Source organism: Streptomyces sp. NPDC104313, from assembly GCF_055583985.1.
The window spans coordinates 121,306-138,834 of record NZ_JBVJMW010000015.1 but is presented as its reverse complement, the minus strand read 5'-3'; the positions used below and the strand labels follow the sequence as shown (position 1 = coordinate 138,834).

Below are 17,529 nucleotides of genomic sequence, written 5' to 3'. Positions count from 1 at the left end.
TCACGAACCCTGGACCAACCTGCGCTACAAGGTGCGCCACCAGCAGACCCTGTACACCGCTACGGTCTCGGCCGCACTCCATGTCGCGGGGGATTCTCCCCGACACTCGTACCGACCGGCCCATAGACGAGAACCGCCACTACCTCCCCGACCCTCTACGTGCCGGGCTGCTGGCCTCGTCGGCTACGGAGCCGACGAGGCCGGCGGCGAGGCAGCGAAGGGCTCGCCAACGCCCTCATCTTCGCCGCTGTTCACATGGGCCCGCGCCGCTTCCGCTTGGCACCGTAACGAGGCCACGAACAGCAGGCCGCCGCAGCCGAGCGTGCCCTTCACCACCTGCGAGCGGGATATCGGCAGGCCGCAGGCCCGGTTCTGGCGGACCTCGACCGCCTCGCACCGCGGCCGCCCTCACCGCCACACTCGCTCGCGCCGAGGCGGCCGGCCACGATGTCCGAAGCATCCTGAGCGAGGCCGCCGCCGATCGAGAGCTCGACACTGCGGACGCACCGGCGCACGTGCTCGTGTGGCGTATCGCGTCCCGACCGGACAAGCATGCAGACGCGGCGCGCAGGCGAAGCGCCATCACGTCCAAGTCCGTTGTCCCCGGAGTGGGACTCGGGCCGACGGCGGCACCCGAGCACAGCGGGGTGCGCCTTCCGGGCAGCACCCACGGTGGACAGCGCCATGGGCGTTGAAGGCCGGTGTCAGCGCGTACGGTGCCGGGCGACGGCCAGCGATGCCAGAAGCTGGCCTTGGTCTCCGGTGTAGGCGATGACTTCTTCGTCGTCGGCCGGGGGATCGAAGCGGGCGAGGAAGTCGTCGAGGGCTTCGGGAGTCACGGTGAGCGCGTTGGCATCCTCGCGCTGATTGCGTTCGGCCAGACGCCGTAGCAGCTCGTCGCGGTCAGCATGCAGGTGGACTACGAGGGGGTGGCCGCCCGCTTCCCGGGCGGCCTGTCGCCAGGCGTCCCGGTCGGGGCGGCGCCACAGGCCGTGGTCGAGGACGACGTCGTTCCCGGCCTGGAGTTCCTTGATGAACCGTTCCCGGATGGTCTCGACAGCGGGCCGCTCGCGCTCGAAGTAGGTGTGCTCCGGGTAGTCCACGCCGTATCGGCCATGAAGCCGGTGCACCTCCTCGTCCACGGACAGCCGGACGAAGCCGTGGCCGGCGAGGAACCGGGCGACGGTGGTCTTGCCGGAACCGGTGAGGCCGACCAGGAGAACGGCGAGGGGCATCTGGCCATCCCTTCCGCGAAGAGGGTGCGCGAGCGCGGTCATTCTCCCCGATCCTGGCCGGTGGGCACGTAGGGCCGCCATCCGGTGACGATGCCGCGCGCCTCGGCGGCCCAGTCGTCCGGCATCCGGTCCAGGCTCACCCGCCGGAAGGCGAATCGCGGATCGCTGGTGTTGATCGCGCCCCCGTGCCGGCCGACATGTGAGAGGAGACGGCCGGCCTCGTCGCGTACGGCGGGGCTCTGCTCCTGCCAGGTGCCCGTCGAGAAGTGCTGGACCCGTCGGCGGAGGTCGTCCAGGACACCGGACCGCCACTTGAAGTGGTGAACGGCGCAGATGCGGTCCGGATCCGGTCGGTGGCCGGGCGCTCGGTGATTGCCAGAGGAGACGGCGATGTCATGGCGGGCCAGGACGACCTTGCGGGGGTCGCCGTGCAGAAGGCGGTGGGTGAGGTGCCCGCCGAGGGGATAGGTGTGGTCCAGTCCGACTTCGGGCCGCCAGTTGGTCGGTCGTCCACTGGCAGCGACGCGGTCGAGCATCAGTCCGCCCACGACAGGGTGCCCGGAGCGCTGGGCCTGGGCGATCACCTCGGAGAGGGGGACGGGGTACTGCTGGAACTCGTCGGCGTCGGCGAGCAGGTGCCAGCCGTGTCCGGCTTGGCGCCGCAGGGCGTCGCGGAGCCGGGTGTTGGTGTGCTCGTGCCAGGGGCCGGTGCTGGTTCCGGCGGGGACAATGCCCAGCTCGCGGATGGCCGCTTGGAGCTGGTGCCGCTGGGCGTCGGGAACGTGCTCGGGAAAGTGGAAGGCGATCAGGAAGCGTTCGATGCTCAGCCGCCGGTAGTGGCGGACCCAGGCGGTGAGGAGCGGAGGCTCGACCGGGCCGATGACCGCGATCAGGGCGGGCGGTGCGTTCAGCATCGGGACTCCTTCGCCGTGAGTGTGGTGAATGTCCGGGCGAGGAAGTCGGCCTGTTCCCCGGCCGGCCACATGCCGAGCAGACTGGGGGCTTCAGTCCCGGGCCGCTCGGGCGGTTGGCGGATGACTGCGTGCAGGGCTTGGGCGAGGCCGTCCGGATCGCCTGCGGGGTAGGTCAGGGCCCAGGGCTGGTCGTGGAGCCGGTCAGCAAGGGAAGTGTCGTGGTCGGAGACAACCAGGGGGACTCCGAGGCGGGCGGCGTCCATCACCAGGCCAGATTCCTTCCCGACCCCGGGATGCCGGGCGACCAGAGCGGCATCGGCGGCGCCGTAGACCAGCCGCAGCACGCACTCCGCGCTGGGCCCCGGAACGGTGTGCAGGCTGAGCAACGGCACATTCCGCCAGCGGGCGAGTACCGATTCGTCCAGCGGATGGCCGGCGACCACGAGGTGCAGGGGCTCCTTCAGCCGGTTCAGGGCGCCGTCGATGACGCCGATGTCCTTGTACGGCCACCAGCCGCCGACCAGACACACCACTGCTTCGGTGGGCGGAATCCCGAAAGCCGTCCGGCCTCCTTCGCGTTCGGCGTCGGTCAGCCGGAGGCTGTCGTCAACCGAGAAGGCTCGGACCAAGGCAGGCAGGTCGGGGAAGGCGTGGGCGAACTGGTCGGCGACGTCCTGGGTCGGGTAGAGCGTGATCACGTGCTGCTCGTGGCGGCGGGCGAGCCGACCGAGAAGCCGTACGAACGTGTCCTCTGCGGTGACGGCCTCGTGGACGAACCGCAGGTGCGGTTGGCGGCCGAGGAGGGCCGCCGCGCCGTGGAGGGCCTCGCTCGCGGTGAGGATGACGACCGCGTCGGCGTCGGGCTGAAGGCTCCGGGCGGTCCGCAGGGCGGAGGCTTCAGCCAGACAGCGGGCGACGAGAGTGATCTGGTGCGGTAGTCGACGAAGACGGTCGGGCCAGCGGCGCGAGCGCACGAGGCGCTGGCCGATCGCGGCGGCGCAGGCCACCAGACGTGACGCGGCCAGCAGCCCGGCGGCCATGTGGCCGACCGGTTCGACCACCACCCGTGCCCGAGTGTCCCGCAGTGCTGTTGCGGAATCTCGGGCAACGCCGTTCAGGGTGATGACCAGGCTGCCGGGCCGGGTCCGGGCGAGCGCCACCAGGGTGCGCTGATGGTGCCCGCCCAGGCGATCGGCGTACGGCTCGATCAGGACGAGGGGCCCGGTCATCCCGAGACCACCTCGTCCCCGTGAACTGTGGTGAACCTGGCCCGCAGCCACGACGGATCGTTGAGACGTTCGAACTGGTCCGGGTGGGCGGCTTCGCGAGCGAAGACGACGCCCTCCCGCGCCCCTGCCGCCGCGTAGTCGGCGAACTCACCATCACTGCTGCGCTGCCAGGCGTCCACCCGCCAGCGGGCGTCGCCGCCGGTCATGCCGTACTCGCTGCCGCGGGTGAGCATCACGCACTCCCTGAAGCCCGCTTTCCAGGAGTGGAAGGGGCTCTGGTTGAAACGCGTGACCCCGGCGGACCGCTCGGCGAACTCAACGCGTCCGGGCAGTGCGGCGAGCACGTCCACCGCCTCGCCCATCTCCCGCAGAGCGCTGCGCCGGATCAGCTTGAGCCCGCCGTAGCCGTAGGTCAGGCCGTTGACGGGATTGACCGCACGCCACACGCGCATGGAAACGCCCTCGTCGAGTGGTTCCACGGCAGTCGGGGCGAAGTCGGTGTCAATGGCGAAATCCCCGTCGGCGAGGAAGAACTGCTCACGGTCGACGGCCTCGGCGCACAGCCGGTAGGCCCGGCGCATCCCGTGCACGCCGTGCAGACGCTTCACGGAGCCCCCGAGAGTCCGCTGGAGACGCGAGTGGAGCGAGTCGGCCATCGGTTCGTCGTACGAGAGGAAGACGGCGTCGAAGCCGGTCATGAGATCGCCTCCAGATAGCGGGCGGCGACCAGCTCGGGGGTGAAGTCGGCCGTGGAGGCATGGGCGCGCTTGGCGTGCCGGGCGTGGAACGCGTCGTCGGTGGCCAGCCGCTCGGCGAGAGCGACCGCCTCGGAGGTGGTGGCGAAGCACAGCTCGGGGTCGATGTGCTCGGCGAGCCATCCCAGGCGAGGAGAGATCACTGGCAGGCCCATGCCCTGGCAGTCGATCACGCTCATCGACCACGGGCAGCCGGGCCGGAACGGGGCGATGCCGAAGCGCGCTCCGGCCAGCAGATCCCGGTAGCGGACGCGGTCACCCCGGTCCGAGACGATCTGGACGTGGGGCAGCGCGGCCAGCTTCTCCCGCATTCTCTCCGGGCTGTCATTCAGGCCCGTTCGGGCCGCGCTGCGCTGCCCGAAGAGGTCCATCACCCGGAGCCGTACCGACCCGGAGGCCACGAGATCACGGGCCAGGTCCACGAACTGTTCTGTGCCGTAGTGCGCGTACAGCCTGTGGTTGTAGACGCCGATCGCCTCGGCTCCGCTCCCGCTCGTGGTGGTGACAGGTGTGCGGACAAGGCGCTCGTCGCGTGGAGCGGGTACCACCCGCAGTCTGTCGCCCACGTCCACGGTCATCCGGTCTGCTGCGGCCGAGACCCAGGAGGCGGCCGTGGAGGAGTGCACGATCACCCGGTCGCACGCGGCCAGGCCGGCGGCGAACGCCAGCAGCACCGGCCGCCCGAGCCCGGCGTCATCGAGGGACGGGTCGACCAGGAGCCGCCTGCCGTCGTCGAAGGAGTACGGCAGATAGTGGCAGTACCCGGCCAGTAGCGCGCCGGAGCCCGCTTCCAGCAGGGCCGTACGGATCGCGGGGGCTTCCTCGATCTGGTTGGCCACCACGACGTCCGGCTTCTCAGCCTGGATGAGTGCCACCAGTTCGTCGATGTCCGCCGAGAAGCGGGCACGGTACTTCGTCCCGGGCAACTTCGTCCGGCGGAAGCCGCACCGGGCGTCCCCGGCCGGGGCAGGCGCGGCGACGGTCACCTCGGCCCCGGCGTCCGCGAGCGCCGGGGCGAGGAGGTCGGCGAAGATCCAGCCGGAGTCCGAGGACAACCGGTCCGGGTTGGAGATGTTCAGCAGGTACAGCACGCGCATGATGCGTCGCCTCCGTCATCCGCCCGGGGATCGGTCCGGGCCGCTGAGGGAAGGAAAGCGTCGACGCGGACCATGACGGGATGATGAACTGAGATCACTCACGGTTCATTCATGCTCACTGAGGATGACACGGGGCGAGGGTTCGATGGACACCCAGGGCAAGGAGATCACCGCCGAACAGGCAGCCGAGGACTTCGCGGCCGAAGTGGCCCGCTGGCGGGAAGTGCGGGGCCTGTCCAAGCGAGCGTTAGCGCAGGCCATGGGCTTCGATCCGTCCTACGTCAGCCACGTGGAGTCCAGCCGCCACAAGCCCAGCGCGGAGTTCGCCCGGCTCGCCGACAAGGTCATGAACTCCGGGAAGGCCATCTGGCGGCGCTGGCTCGACTACGAACAGGCGAAGGCCAGAGAGACCCGGGCACGACGCCCACCCGCAGCCCCTCCTACCCCGCGCAGGCCCGAGCAGCCGTACGCCGCCGGCTCCGCCCTCATCGTCGAACACGACGCCGCACACCTCCGCTACGACGGCCGCTCGTACCGGCTCACCATGCGCCGACGCCTTCGGAACACCGGCGCCGAACCGATCACCCGCTACCTGATCCGTATCTCCGTCGACCGCTACCCCGGCGCCCCGGAACAGTCCAACGCCCATTACCGGGTCCACCCGCTCACCTGGGACGAGCTCGGCCTCACCGCCACCTGCGGGGGCGAAGCGATGCGCTGGCAGGCCAAGCATGACCGTGACGCCTTCAAGGAAGTCTGGCTGCTGTTCGACAACGAACACGGCCGCTTCCCGCTCTACCCCGGCGAATCCGTCTGGATCGAGTACGCCTACACCGTCGGCGACGACAAGTGGGGTAACTGGTTCCAGCGGGCCGTCCGTCTGCCCACGGAACAGCTCGAAGTCCAGCTCTCCTTCCCCGCCGCCCTCGACCCCGTGGTCTGGGGCACCGAGACCTCGATGACTGCCGAAGCCTCCCCGCTCCGAACCCCACCCGTCCGCAGTGACGACGGCGAACAGCGCGCCTTCACATGGATCACGACCACACCGGACCTGCACGCTCGGTACCGTTTGGAGTGGCGGTTCCGGGCACGACCCGAACACGAGACGAACCAAGGGGAGTTCAGTTGACGGACGTTCGGCCCAGCCAGCAGATGCGAGACCTCGGCGTCGTCCAGGAGGGCGCCGCCATCCTCACCACACCTGCCCGACCGTTCGATCTGCCTTCCGAGCGCGACGAGGCCGAGCGCATCGTGGACGAACTGTTCGCCGCCCTGAACCGCATCGGCCAGGTCCACCCCTTCGCCAAGGGCATGGGCATCGCGGCCCCACAGATCGGCATCGCCCGTGCCGCCGCCATTGTCCAGCCGCCCAGCGACGCCCCCGCCATCATCCTCCTCAACCCGAAGATCACTACCCGCTCCGACGAGACGGACGAGCAGCACGAGGGCTGCCTGAGCTTCTTCGACGTCCGCGGCCTCGTCCCCCGCCCCTTGAAGATCACCGTCGAGACCACGGCACTGGCTGGTGAGACCACAAGCACGGTGTACGACCGTGGCCTCGCTCGCCTCATCCACCACGAGATCGACCACCTCGACGGGCTCCTCTATACCTCCCGGATGCTGCCCGGCGTCGAACCGATCCCCGTGGACGAGTACCGACAGACCGGCCGGGCATGGACGTACGAGGAAGCCTGATCAGCCTGCCCTCATGGGCTGGGCACTGGGCCCGGCATTCACTTCAGGGTCTCAGGCTGAGCGGTTCAACGGTTCACCAGGTAGAAGATGAAGGCTGCGCCGATTCCGAGGCCCCAGAAGAATGCGACGAATCGTGCCCGGTGGTCGGGAAGTATCTTCGGTGGAGGTGGTGTCACCGTGGCCTCGATCCGCTGGGCCACGCCATTAAGCGCGGTCCCTATCTCCTCCATCCGGCCAAGAGGCTTGTCCCTGTCCTGCAGTCTGTCCACGTCCCTGACCAGTTGATCCAGGGAACTTAGACTGCCCTCAAGACGCGTGACCAAGCCCCTGAGGTCGTCATGGCTATGCGAACTGATGGTCCCCTCGAAGCGGCTAACAAGCCTGTTGAGCTCGTTGAGGTCGAGCTGCTTGGACGCCTTGTCGAAGGTATCTGCGGCATGGGAGACCTGACCTGCGACGTCCTCGTTGATGCTGTGGCTTGCGCGCATGAGCAACGCAGCGACATCCTCGTTGATGCTTTGGGCAGCACGCGAGAGAGTGTGAGCGACATCTTCGTTGATGCTACGCGCCGCCAGCGCGAGCAACCTCGCGGTATCGGGGGAGATCACCCCGTCGTCCAGAGCCTCTTCAAGGAGCTCGACCAGGTCGGGGGAATCCTTGCAGATCTTCCTGAGCATCGCTTTGGTCTTCGCATCGACCGCCTCGATGCGGATCTCGCCGTGGTTGTCCCCACCGACGAAGGCACCGTCTCCGTGGTTGTGCTGCTCAGTGATGTGCCGCTCCGGCTCCGGAACGGTGGACGTCACTGCTCCTCCTGCCTGTCGACGCGGATGGTGCCGTGGTTGTCGCCGCCGATGAACGTGCCGCGCCCGTGGTTTTGCTGAGTACCGATGTTCACCGTCTTCGTGCCGGACGGCGTCGCAGAGCGCAGCGCCTCGATGTCCGCTCGGGCCTCGGGGTAGGCGGCAAGGAAAGCGGTCAGCACGCTGCTCCACTGAGCAGTAACCTCAGCCTGGCCAACCCGGCGCTGTTCCAAAGCCTCGACATGTTCATCAAGCGCACGTAGCGCATGGGACTCTTCCTGCGCGTTCCCGCGCCGGAAGATTGCAGAGATCCGGGTGCGCAGGACGTCGGCCCGCCCTTGAAGCAGGTAGGCGAGAACGTTGCTGGCGGCACCGGTGGTGACGGCGATGGCTGCTGCGTCAAGCATGGAGAAGGAGACCTCCGAGGAAGGTATCGAGCACGCTGCTACGCGCATCCGTGACACCTCGATGGTCTCTCCCGACGAAGGCCGAGCGCTGGGACTTCCCGGTACCCACAGTCCACCTCCTCGCAGTTGGCTGAGCATACGGCGCCGTGTGGCGGAAACACGCCGAACTCGATGCGGCATAAGCAAGACCACCGAACGCCCCGAGAGCATCACCTGGTACGACCGAGACAGGCCGTGATCACTCTGAGCAGTGAGGGTCCAGTACAGCTTTTCGCAATCGATTCCCGGATGAACAGCATGGCATCCCGGCTCCTCCACCTTGGGCCACGCCCGCACCTCTTGGTCAGCACTCGAACTACACAGGGAGTCGTCAAGATCTTTCAGACGCACTGGCAGCCACTCCGACTACCTATGTCCAGGGAACGCAAGTGCGGGGCTTCGACCTGCCATGGCTAGCCCAGAGCCAGACACCCTGTCACTCCATCAGGCAGCGTACAAAGATGCGCCTATGAACAACTGGGCAGAACTAGCAGGCCAAACCGGAAGCGCTCTCCTTGGCACCTTGGCCGACGGCATCATTTCAGCGTGTGTCGCACGATGGCAGATGTCGAGATCGATTACGGCACAGACCGAGTTGGCCGCTTCGCAGCACGCCGCAGTCATCACGTTGACACGGCAGCAGTGGGAACGGCAGCGATCAGCCGAGGCCGCACAAAGGCTCTTGGAGAGACTTGCGGGCCTCTACGCGTACTTACCGTCATTACCAGACATAGCGCTGGAATGCCCAACCCTGAGCGTCTCCGCGCGCGACCAGTGCTCCACAGCCCTGGCAGCGCTGCGGCACGGCATGCAGACCGATCTGCTCGCGATTCAGGGAGCCGAGGTCCGTGATCGCTACCGCGCCCTGGTCAAGCTAGGCTTTGACGTCGCATGGCGAGGAGTGGGCCACAGAGATCGCAAGCGCCAGATCCGTGATGTACGGGCATACTTACGCTACGTCCAGCTGACGCTGGAGGCAGTGGTGGACGATGCAGCGCCTCCACCACACATAGAACCACCAGTTCTTGACCGGCATGACGACGACGCCTGGGCTCCCCCTCACCTGCCTTGGTATTGGCACGACCCTGCCGATGGCAGCTGACCTAGCATCTCAGCGGCAGCAGCCCGTTGTAGCGATTCCACTGACTGCCTGTTGAACAGTGCAGCCAGAACGGATTCAGCACACATCAGGACGGGCACCCTCGCGAAAGCGCGAGAACTACTGAGACGAGTCTTCCCAGGCCAGACCCCATGCGGGCATCGTTTCCGCAGGTCACAGCCCTGCCCCGAGAAATCTCCTAAAGCGGGTGTCGCAGGTTCGAATCCTGCCGGGGGCACAACGCGTTACCGCTCCGACCTGGGGTTTCTCCCCCGGGCAGGAGTTCTGCTCGGCCTCGGACCACTCGTCCGGGGCCGATTGCTTGAGCGGATGGGGAGTTGGTGCCCACCGGCCCGGTCGGACGTGATCAGGGAGACGGCGCAGCCGCTGACCACCATGGACGGATCGGAGTTACCGGACGGCCTGCGGGCGCTGCCCGGCTTACTTCATGAGCGGACGGTTCGTGGTGGGCTACGGCGTCGGGACGCGTGGCGCACACCAGGATTTCGCTCTCCGGGCGAACGTGGCCCGGCTGCTGGTCGATGGAGCTGGGCGGCGATCAGGCCGCGTACGAGTGACGGATCGATGATCATGCGGCGATCGAACCAGGTGACCCCGGGTCCGCACAACGTGTCCTCCGCCGTGCCGAAAAAGCCGGTGCGGCGCGGCGCCCCCGTACGGGAGGATCTGCGGCCATGACCCGCCCGCCGCGCATCCTCGTCCTCCCGCCCCGGCTCACCGCCTCCGCCAGGACGCTGCGTGCCGCCGCACTGCGGCGCGGGCTGCGCATCGTGGAGGCGACGGCCTCCGCCGTACCGGAAGAGCTGGGAAGCCCGGGATGGGCGGGGTGGGCGGGGTGGCCGGGGGGAGCGGGACCGACCGCATCCATCGCAAGCACCGGTGAGACCGGGAGCACCGGGAGCACCGAAGGCGCCGAAAGCACCGGGGGTGAAAGGCACGCCGTGCATCTTCACGCCGGGCCCTCCTTCGCCGACGTCGTGGCCCCCTCACTGGGGATCGCCCTCCTGGAGGCCCCCGCGGACTGGCTCGCGCGGCTCCCTCGGGCGCTCACCCGGCGGGAGATCCGGGCGATGCCGATCGACGAGGCGTACCGGCTGCGACGCCCCGCTTTCGTCAAGTCGCCCAACGACAAGAGCGTTTCGGCGCTCGTGTACGCGGACGGGTCCCGGCTGCCCGGACCGGATGCCGTGGACCCGGCGACCGTGGTGCTGGTGAGCGACGTGATGACGTTCACCGTCGAGTACCGGCTCCATCTGCTCGACGGGGCCGTCCACGCGGCCGGGCAGTACGCCGAGGCCGGCCGGCTCCGGCTCGGGCCGCCGGACGGCGACGCGCTCGTCTTCGGGCGGGAAGTCCTCGCGACCGCCGGGAGAACCCTGCCGTCCGCGATCGTCGTCGACGTCGGCCGGGACGACGAGGGCCGGTGGGCCGTGATCGAAGCCAACGCCGCCTGGGCGAGCGGGTGCTACTCGGCCGACCCGGACCGGTCCCTCGACACGGTCCTCCGCGCCGCCGGGCCCGCCACGGACCTGTCGCCGCACGACTGCGACTTCGTGCGGTAGCCGGGAAGGCCGGTCGGCCCGCGCGGGCGCGCACCATCACGTCAGCGGCTCAGCGGCTCAGCGGGGCAGCGGGGCAGCGGGGCGGGACACCTTGCCAGGGTCCTGCCCACAGAGGGAGATCCCGTACACGCCGGCCCGTCATACGGGGGACCGGACGGGCCCACCGGAAGGGCTCAGCTCAGCTCTTCGGGGCAGGGTGTGCCGGGCTGGAACTGGTACGGGGCCGTCAGCCGGTACACGCCCGGTCGCGGGGCGAGCAGCTCGGTCCACTCGTCGCCGTACGGGCCCTCCTCGACCTTGTTCAGGCAGCCGTCGCTGTTGACGAAGGTCTTCGGCGTGGCCTCGTCCGCCTCCGAACGCTCCTTGGACTCCTCGGTCTCCTGGGGGCGTTCCACGGACGTGCCGTCCTCGTCGACGAGGGCAAGCCAGCGCGTGTACGGGACCCGGATCAGCACCCGGCCCGCCGACTTCACGGTGATCGTCAGCCCGTCCGCGCCCGCCCGCTCCACCGTCGCGGGCGGGTCGGCGAGCGGCACCGGGTCCAGCACCCGGAACAGCTTCCAGTTCTCGTCGCCCCAGATCCGGCGCAGGTAGGGCTGTCCCTGCTCGACCAGCTCCGCCTCCTGGACCGCCCCGTTGTCCGGCCGGCCCTTGGGCAGCACCACGTAGTGCACGGCCCAGCGGTCCAGCCACTCCCGGTAGTTCACCGGGTCCAGCGTGTCGTCGTAGAAGAGCGGGTTGCGCTTCATGTCCGCCTGGCGGTTCCAGCCGCGCGCCAGGTTGACGTACGGGGCGAGCGCGGAGGCCTCGCGGTGGCTGCTCGCGGGCACGACCTCGACCCGGCCGCGTTCGGCCTCCACCTTCTGGAGCTGGTTGATGAGCGGGGCCAGTTCGCGGTTCCAGGACGCGGCGGGGGCGGTGCGGACGATGTCGTCGACGCTCTTGAAGCCGATCCAGAAGTTGAGCCCGACGAACGCGATCACCAGGACGTACCAGCGGCGGCTGCGCGGCACCGCGAAGGGAAGGGCCGCGAGCAGCACGACGCCGGCGAACAGCATCGCCATGCGCGTGATGTTCGACCCGATCTGCGAGTCGATGAAGTACGTGAGCAGCGTGCCGAGCCCGTAGACGGCGGCCGCGGTGCGGACCGTGCTCCAGTCGCGCGGTACGAGGACGTACACGAGGACCGCGAAGACGAACGGCAGCGCCAGTGTCCCGAGCGACATCGGCTGCGTACCGGAGAACGGGAACAGCCAGGAGGACAGCCCCACCACGGCGACCGGGGCGAGCCCGATCGCGTACGCGCCCGGGCGTCGTTTGTGGAGGAACAGCGCCGCCGCGACGACGCCCAGGAAGAGTCCCGCGACGGGGCTGGACGCGGTGGCGAGCGCGGCGAGCGGGGCGGCGACGGCCGCCTTGGCCCACCGCTTGTACCGCCACCGGTAGGGCCAGCAGAACACCGCGGCCACCGCGCCGACGGCGAACATCATGCCGAGCCCGAAGGTCACCCGGCCCGACAGCGCGTTGCACAGGAACGCGAAGACCCCGGCGAGCGAGCAGGCCAGCGGATTGCGGACGGCCGGGACCCGCACGAGGATCAGCGCGGTCAGCGCGGAGGAGACCGTGCCGACGATCATCATCGTCGTACGGACGCCGAGCAGCGACATCAGGTAGGGCGAGACCACGCTGTACGAGACGGGGTGCATGCCCCCGTACCAGGCCAGGTTGTACGCCGTGCCGGGATGCCGGCCCACGAACTCGGCCCAGGCGTCCTGGGCGGCGATGTCGCCGCCCGTGTTGGCGAAGAAGAAGAACCAGAGGAGGTGGCCGACGGCGGCGGCGGCTGTCGCGATGGTGACAGGGTGCCGCAGCAGCCGACGGGACCTGGCCGACGACGACTCGGAGGCGGCGGGTTCCGTCGCAGGTCCGGTCGCAGGTCCCGCGGACCCTGGAGGCCCGGCGGCCATGGGGGAATCCGGGGAATCCAGGGACTGCGGGGACTCAGGGACACGGGGGGACGGCACGCGAGCGTGCGGGGCGTCGCCCCCGGCCCCGGTGGTCTCGTCCGCCTCGCGGCCGGGCTTCGGCTCCGCGGTGGTCACTACGGCTCTCTCCCCGTCCTCCGCCGGCCCCGTACCTCTTCAAGGACGCGTCCCAGCGTCCCTGAGTTGTCCGGGGACGCTAACACGTACCCCCGGCACGTATCGCTGTCATAAACGAGCGGGGAGGGGCCGGCCGCGTCGCCCACCCCTCCCCGCTCGGTGCCTCAGCCGATCCTGGCCAGCTTGTCGCCGAAGGCCGGCTCGGTCAGATCACTCTGCAGCACCACCGGCGCCGTGACCTTTCCGGTGCCGGTGCCCACGGTCACCATGCCGACCTCGCTCCCGGCCTTCGCGGCGGGGTCGATGCCCTTGCCGTTGTCCGTGACCTTCAGCTCGACCTCCAGGCCGGACCAGCCGACCGCCTTGAGGTTCTTGGTGGCGACCACCGGGGTCTGCCCGCCGAATCCGTTGTCCACGTACCCGACGACATCGCCCTTCTTCACCACCGTCGCCGAGGTCGCGGCCTTCTGCGCGTCCTTGATCAGCTTCAGGCTGTTCTGGAGGGACAGCTCCAGACTGTCGTAGACCCGGCCGGTACCGGCCTGCTGGCCCATGACCGCTCCGTAGATCCACAGCATCTTGCCGTCGACCTTGGTGTTCGCGGACCAGAGCAGGTTGCCGCCCGCCGGGGTGGAGGAGCCGGTCTTGATGCCGCTCACGCCCGGCTGCAACAGGAGGTTGTTGTTGTTGTAGATCTTGGTGTCTATGCCCTCGATCTCGATCTCGGGCATGTCCACGATCCCCCTGAAGACCTCGTTGCGCATCACCGCCTGCGCCAGCTTCAGCTGGTCGGTGGCGGTGGAGACCGTGGTCTTCTTCAGCCCGCTCGGGTCCGTGTACGTCGACCCGGTCATGCCGAGGTCCTTGGCCGCGTCGTTCATCCTGTCGATGAAGGCGTCCTCGGAACCCGCGTCCCAGCGGGCGAGCAGCCGCGCCGCGTTGTTCCCCGAGGGGATCATCAGCAGCTGGAGCATCTGCCGCTGGGTGAGCTTCTGCCCCTTGGTCAGCGGGGCCGTCGACTCGTCGGGCCGCTTGGACTCGTCCTCGGCCTTCTGGTCGACGGTGATCGTCTCGCCCTCCTCGTCACCCTTGAGGGGGTGCTCCTGAAGGATCACGTAGGCGGTCATGACCTTCGCGACGCTGGCGATCGGGGCCGGCTTCTGCGCGCCCTCGGAACCGAGTGACCCGACGCCGTCGACCATCACGGCCGACTGTCCCTGGCCCGGCCAGGACAGCTTCGCCTCTCCGCCCTCGAAGGTGTACGCCGGCTTCGCCGTGAGCTCGAGCGAGGGCTCCGGCAGCGGGCGCATCACCTGCACGATCGCAAAGACGATCAGCAGGAGGAGCACCAGCGGGGTCCAGATCTTGACCCGCCGGACGGCGGTCCGGACCGTGGTCTCCCGCGGCGGCGGGGTGTTCGTCAGCTCGGCGAGCAGGTCGAGCGGCGGCCTCGGCGGCAGCGGCTGCTGCCGGGTCCGCTCGGCCGCCGCCCAGGACGGGGTGGTGGGCGCGGGGGAGGCCGGGGAGGCGGTCTCCGAAGTGCGCACGGGCGCCTCGGGCGTGGCCACGGAGCCGGCCTCGGGCCCGGGCTCCGGCTTGCGGGGCGCGGGGGCGGACCGTACGTCGTCGGAGCGCAGCGGCACGAACGTGCTCGTGCGCTCGGCGTCGCTCTCGGGCTCGTTCTCGCCCCCGGGCCTGCTCCCGGGCCGGTGCTCGCGCGGCGGGAGTGTCAGCGCGGTCGTCGCCCGGTCGCCCCGATCGGGCGCCCCGACCGGCCCCAGCGCCTTGAAGACGGCGGTGGGCTGATCGATTCCTCGCGGGTCGGAGGCGTCGCCGGCGTCCGACTCGGGCTCCGGCTTCGACTCCGGCTTCGGCTCCGGCTTCGGCTCCGACTTCGGCTCCGACTTCGGCTCGGGCTCCGACTTCGACTTCGGCTCGGGCTCCGCTGTCGCGGAGGGCTCGTCCTTTGCATCGGCCCCGGGCACGCCCGCCGTCTCCATGTCGGACGTCTCCGCGTCCGCGTCCGGGCCCGTGCCGCCCCCGGCGCCCCCCGTGCCCTCCGAAGGCGTCGCGGCCTCCTCAGAGCGCGTGGAGGCCGCCACAGGCGCACTCTTCGGCTCGGAGGCGGTGTCCGCCTCGGGCTCGGCCTCAACGTTCGGCTCGGCCTCCGGCTCGGAGGCAGTCTCCGGTTCAGGCCCCGCCGAAGAGGACGTGGAAGAGGACACGGAAGAAGATTCCGCCTCCGGCTCACGCCGGCCGGCGTCCTCCGGAAGCCGGGGCCGGAAGACAGCGGTCGCCGTGTCGGACGTGGCTCCCGAACCCGCGCCCTCAGCCGTGTCCGCGGCCGCGTCCGCGCCCTCAGCCGTGTTCGTGGCCGCTTCCGCATCCGTGTTCGTGGCCGCTTCCGCATCCACGTTCCCGTCCGCGTCCCTGTCCGCGCCGGGGTCACGGAACACGGCGAAGCGCGGGTCGCGTTCCTCCGCAGCCGTCCCCGACGACTTCCGCTGCTCCGTTTTATCGGGGGACTCGCCCGCCACCGATGCCTCCTCATGCGCTGCGGGGTCACCCCGCGCTGTCCGAACCATCTACCAGTGTCCTGTGTGAACCCCTGGCCGAGCTGCTAGACGAGAACGACATACCTACTGGTTCCCACATAAAGCAGGCAGGCGCTCTCGACAGACCAATGTGAGAGGGGTCACCCTGTCAGACATCCACGCGGGGAGGCATGGATGGGCAGGAGCCGCAGAACAATCCCGGAGGAGCTTTTGCTGCTCGCTCTGGACCCGACCACGGGTACCACAGCGCAGCCGCAGTCGCTCGACCTCGGCCTGGCCGGGGCACAGCTAGTGGAGCTGGCTCTGGCAGGACGGATAGCCCCTGACGGGGATCGTATCGCCGTGGTGATGCCACGGCCGACAGGAGATCCGACTCTGGACTCCGCACTGGAACTGCTGCGCCGTCGTGGCAGCCCGGTTCGGGCGGTCCATTGGATCGGCGGGCCCCGCCTGGGGCTGCGCCAGATCTATCTCGCCCATCTGGAGCGGTGCGGCATGGTCCATGCCGTGGCGGGCCAGATGTGCGGAGTGCTGCCGACGACTCGCTACCAAGCGACGGAGACGGCGATCAGCCGGGACATCAGGAACCGGCTGGACAGCGCGATCCGTACCGGCGTACCGCCGGACCCGCGGACCGCGGCGCTCGCCGCACTGGCCCACGCGGTCGGACTCGGCAAGCATCTGTACCCCGGGAACGAGGGGCGCTCATCGCGCTCCCGGCTCCGGGACCTGATCAGGCACGACCCGATGGGCGGACTCGTGGCGCACGCCGTGATGGACGTCCAGAACGGAGTGGCCGTCCAGCCACGCCGTACGCAGCAGGCAGCGGGCGTTCCGTTGCAGCCGCAAGCACAGGCCCGGCGCGGCAGCATGGCGCACACCGCCGCGAGCTGACCGTACGGACCTGAGAACAGCACAACGCCGTACCGCTGTCAGTCGTCACAGGACCCGGTCCGGGAGCCGCACCACGCACGGGGCAGCCGGTAGTCACCACTACCGGCTGCCCCGTGCGCTTGCGCGCCCTCCCGCACACCGGTGCGTACGCCCCCGCGCCCCTCGTGTGGCCGTTTCCCAGCGCGGCCGGGGCAAGGGGTGGCAATCTGCTGAGCAGTAGATACGCACAGCTACATAGCCGGAGGTGCCGTTTCCGTGCCGTCCAACGTCAATCCCACTGTCAGGCGACGCAGGTTGGGCCAGGAATTGCGCCGCCTGCGCGAACTCAAAGGCATGACGGCCGAGGAAGTGGCGGAGCGACTGCTGGTCTCGCAGTCGAAGATCAGCCGCCTGGAGAACGGCCGCCGGTCCATCAGCCAGCGCGATGTACGCGACCTCTGCGGGGTGTACGAGGTCGAGGACCACCGCATCGTCGACTCGCTGATGCAGATGGCGAAGGACTCCCGCCAGCAGGGCTGGTGGCACGCCTTCGGCGACATCCCGTACAGCGTCTACATCGGCCTGGAGACCGACGCGGAGTCGCTGCGGGTGTACGAGCCCCAGATGGTCCCTGGCCTGCTCCAGACCCGGGCGTACGCCGAGGCACTGATCAGCGGCGCGCTCCCCGAGGCCCCTCCGTCGGACATCGAGAAGCGGGTCAACGTACGGTCGCGGCGGCAGGACCGGATCAGCTCGCCGGAGAACCCGCTGCGGTTGTGGGCCGTGATCGACGAGTCGGCGCTGCGCCGGGTGGTCGGCGACAAGCAGGTGATGATCGAGCAGCTGGAACACCTCGTCGAGCAGTCCCATCTGCCGCACGTCACCGTGCAGGTCCTGCCGTTCGACATGGGCGCACACCCGGGCATCAACGGCCAGTACGCGATCCTGGAGTTCCCGGACGCCTCGGACTCCAGCGTCGTCTACATCGAGGGCGTCACGAGCGATCTCTACCTGGAGAAGGCGAACGACGTGCAGCGCTACAGCGTGATGTACGAGCACCTGCGGGCGCAGGCGCTGAACGCGGAGCAGACCCGGGAGTTCATCAGCAAGATCGCGAAGTCGTACACGAGCTGACGGCCCCCG

General features: G+C 69.3%; 15 protein-coding genes. 6 read left to right on the top strand and 9 right to left on the bottom strand.

Translation table 11 applies throughout. From position 1 onward, the window contains the following. Positions 1-704: 704 nt before the first annotated feature. From ACZ60Q_RS29320 to ACZ60Q_RS29300, 5 genes are read right to left on the bottom strand one after another with little or no spacing between them, the layout of a single operon-like run. A complete protein-coding gene (locus ACZ60Q_RS29320) occupies positions 705-1,235 on the bottom strand; it encodes a P-loop nucleotide/nucleoside kinase family protein (protein ID WP_469640498.1) in 531 nt (176 codons plus the stop codon). 38 nt (positions 1,236-1,273) lie between these two features. Beyond that, positions 1,274-2,149, bottom strand: a complete 876-nt coding sequence (locus ACZ60Q_RS29315; protein ID WP_469640496.1) for a glycosyltransferase family 2 protein — start codon at positions 2,147-2,149, stop codon at positions 1,274-1,276. After that, positions 2,143-3,378, bottom strand: coding sequence for a glycosyltransferase (locus tag ACZ60Q_RS29310; RefSeq protein ID WP_469640495.1), 1,236 nt, complete (start codon positions 3,376-3,378; stop codon positions 2,143-2,145). The genes ACZ60Q_RS29315 and ACZ60Q_RS29310 overlap by 7 nt, the downstream gene beginning before the upstream one ends. Further along, positions 3,375-4,076 carry a hypothetical protein gene (locus tag ACZ60Q_RS29305; protein WP_469640493.1) on the bottom strand — a complete coding sequence of 234 codons (702 nt, stop codon included), beginning with the start codon at positions 4,074-4,076 and terminating at the stop codon, positions 3,375-3,377. Before ACZ60Q_RS29305 ends, ACZ60Q_RS29310 begins: the two co-directional genes overlap by 4 nt. After that, a complete protein-coding gene (locus ACZ60Q_RS29300) occupies positions 4,073-5,230 on the bottom strand; it encodes a glycosyltransferase (protein ID WP_469640491.1) in 1,158 nt (385 codons plus the stop codon). The genes ACZ60Q_RS29305 and ACZ60Q_RS29300 overlap by 4 nt, the downstream gene beginning before the upstream one ends. A 124-nt stretch (positions 5,231-5,354) precedes the next feature. Here ACZ60Q_RS29300 and ACZ60Q_RS29295 point away from each other — a divergent pair, with 124 nt between their 5' ends. Next, a complete protein-coding gene (locus tag ACZ60Q_RS29295) occupies positions 5,355-6,359 on the top strand; it encodes a helix-turn-helix domain-containing protein (protein WP_469640489.1) in 1,005 nt (334 codons plus the stop codon). Then, on the top strand, positions 6,356-6,925 hold the full coding sequence (locus ACZ60Q_RS29290) for a peptide deformylase (protein WP_469640488.1): 570 nt from the start codon (positions 6,356-6,358) through the stop codon (positions 6,923-6,925). Before ACZ60Q_RS29295 ends, ACZ60Q_RS29290 begins: the two co-directional genes overlap by 4 nt. Before the next feature lie 65 nt (positions 6,926-6,990). On the opposite strand, the gene ACZ60Q_RS29285 is transcribed toward ACZ60Q_RS29290, so the two are convergent. After that, positions 6,991-7,731 (bottom strand): hypothetical protein, encoded by a 741-nt coding sequence (locus ACZ60Q_RS29285; RefSeq protein ID WP_469640486.1) that lies wholly within the window; start codon positions 7,729-7,731, stop codon positions 6,991-6,993. Continuing rightward, positions 7,728-8,135 (bottom strand): hypothetical protein, encoded by a 408-nt coding sequence (locus tag ACZ60Q_RS29280; protein WP_469640484.1) that lies wholly within the window; start codon positions 8,133-8,135, stop codon positions 7,728-7,730. Before ACZ60Q_RS29280 ends, ACZ60Q_RS29285 begins: the two co-directional genes overlap by 4 nt. 508 nt (positions 8,136-8,643) lie before the next feature. On the opposite strand from ACZ60Q_RS29280, the gene ACZ60Q_RS29275 reads away from it, so the two are divergent. Beyond that, complete coding sequence (locus tag ACZ60Q_RS29275; protein WP_469640482.1) at positions 8,644-9,276, top strand: hypothetical protein; 633 nt, start codon at positions 8,644-8,646, stop codon at positions 9,274-9,276. Between the two features lie 692 nt (positions 9,277-9,968). Further along, positions 9,969-10,856, top strand: a complete 888-nt coding sequence (locus ACZ60Q_RS29270; RefSeq protein WP_469640480.1) for an ATP-grasp domain-containing protein — start codon at positions 9,969-9,971, stop codon at positions 10,854-10,856. Positions 10,857-11,029: 173 nt separating this feature from the next. On the opposite strand, the gene ACZ60Q_RS29265 is transcribed toward ACZ60Q_RS29270, so the two are convergent. Both ACZ60Q_RS29265 and ACZ60Q_RS29260 read right to left on the bottom strand, forming a co-directional pair. Beyond that, positions 11,030-12,958 (bottom strand): MFS transporter, encoded by a 1,929-nt coding sequence (locus tag ACZ60Q_RS29265; protein ID WP_469640478.1) that lies wholly within the window; start codon positions 12,956-12,958, stop codon positions 11,030-11,032. A 164-nt stretch (positions 12,959-13,122) separates the two neighbouring features. Beyond that, on the bottom strand, positions 13,123-15,543 hold the full coding sequence (locus tag ACZ60Q_RS29260) for a serine hydrolase (protein WP_469640476.1): 2,421 nt from the start codon (positions 15,541-15,543) through the stop codon (positions 13,123-13,125). A gap of 144 nt (positions 15,544-15,687) precedes the next feature. Between ACZ60Q_RS29260 and ACZ60Q_RS29255 the strand changes: the two genes are divergently transcribed. Both ACZ60Q_RS29255 and ACZ60Q_RS29250 read left to right on the top strand, forming a co-directional pair. Beyond that, positions 15,688-16,407 (top strand): GOLPH3/VPS74 family protein, encoded by a 720-nt coding sequence (locus tag ACZ60Q_RS29255; protein WP_003968450.1) that lies wholly within the window; start codon positions 15,688-15,690, stop codon positions 16,405-16,407. Positions 16,408-16,662: 255 nt separating this feature from the next. After that, positions 16,663-17,520 (top strand): helix-turn-helix domain-containing protein, encoded by an 858-nt coding sequence (locus tag ACZ60Q_RS29250; protein WP_469640474.1) that lies wholly within the window; start codon positions 16,663-16,665, stop codon positions 17,518-17,520. Positions 17,521-17,529: the final 9 nt, after the last annotated feature.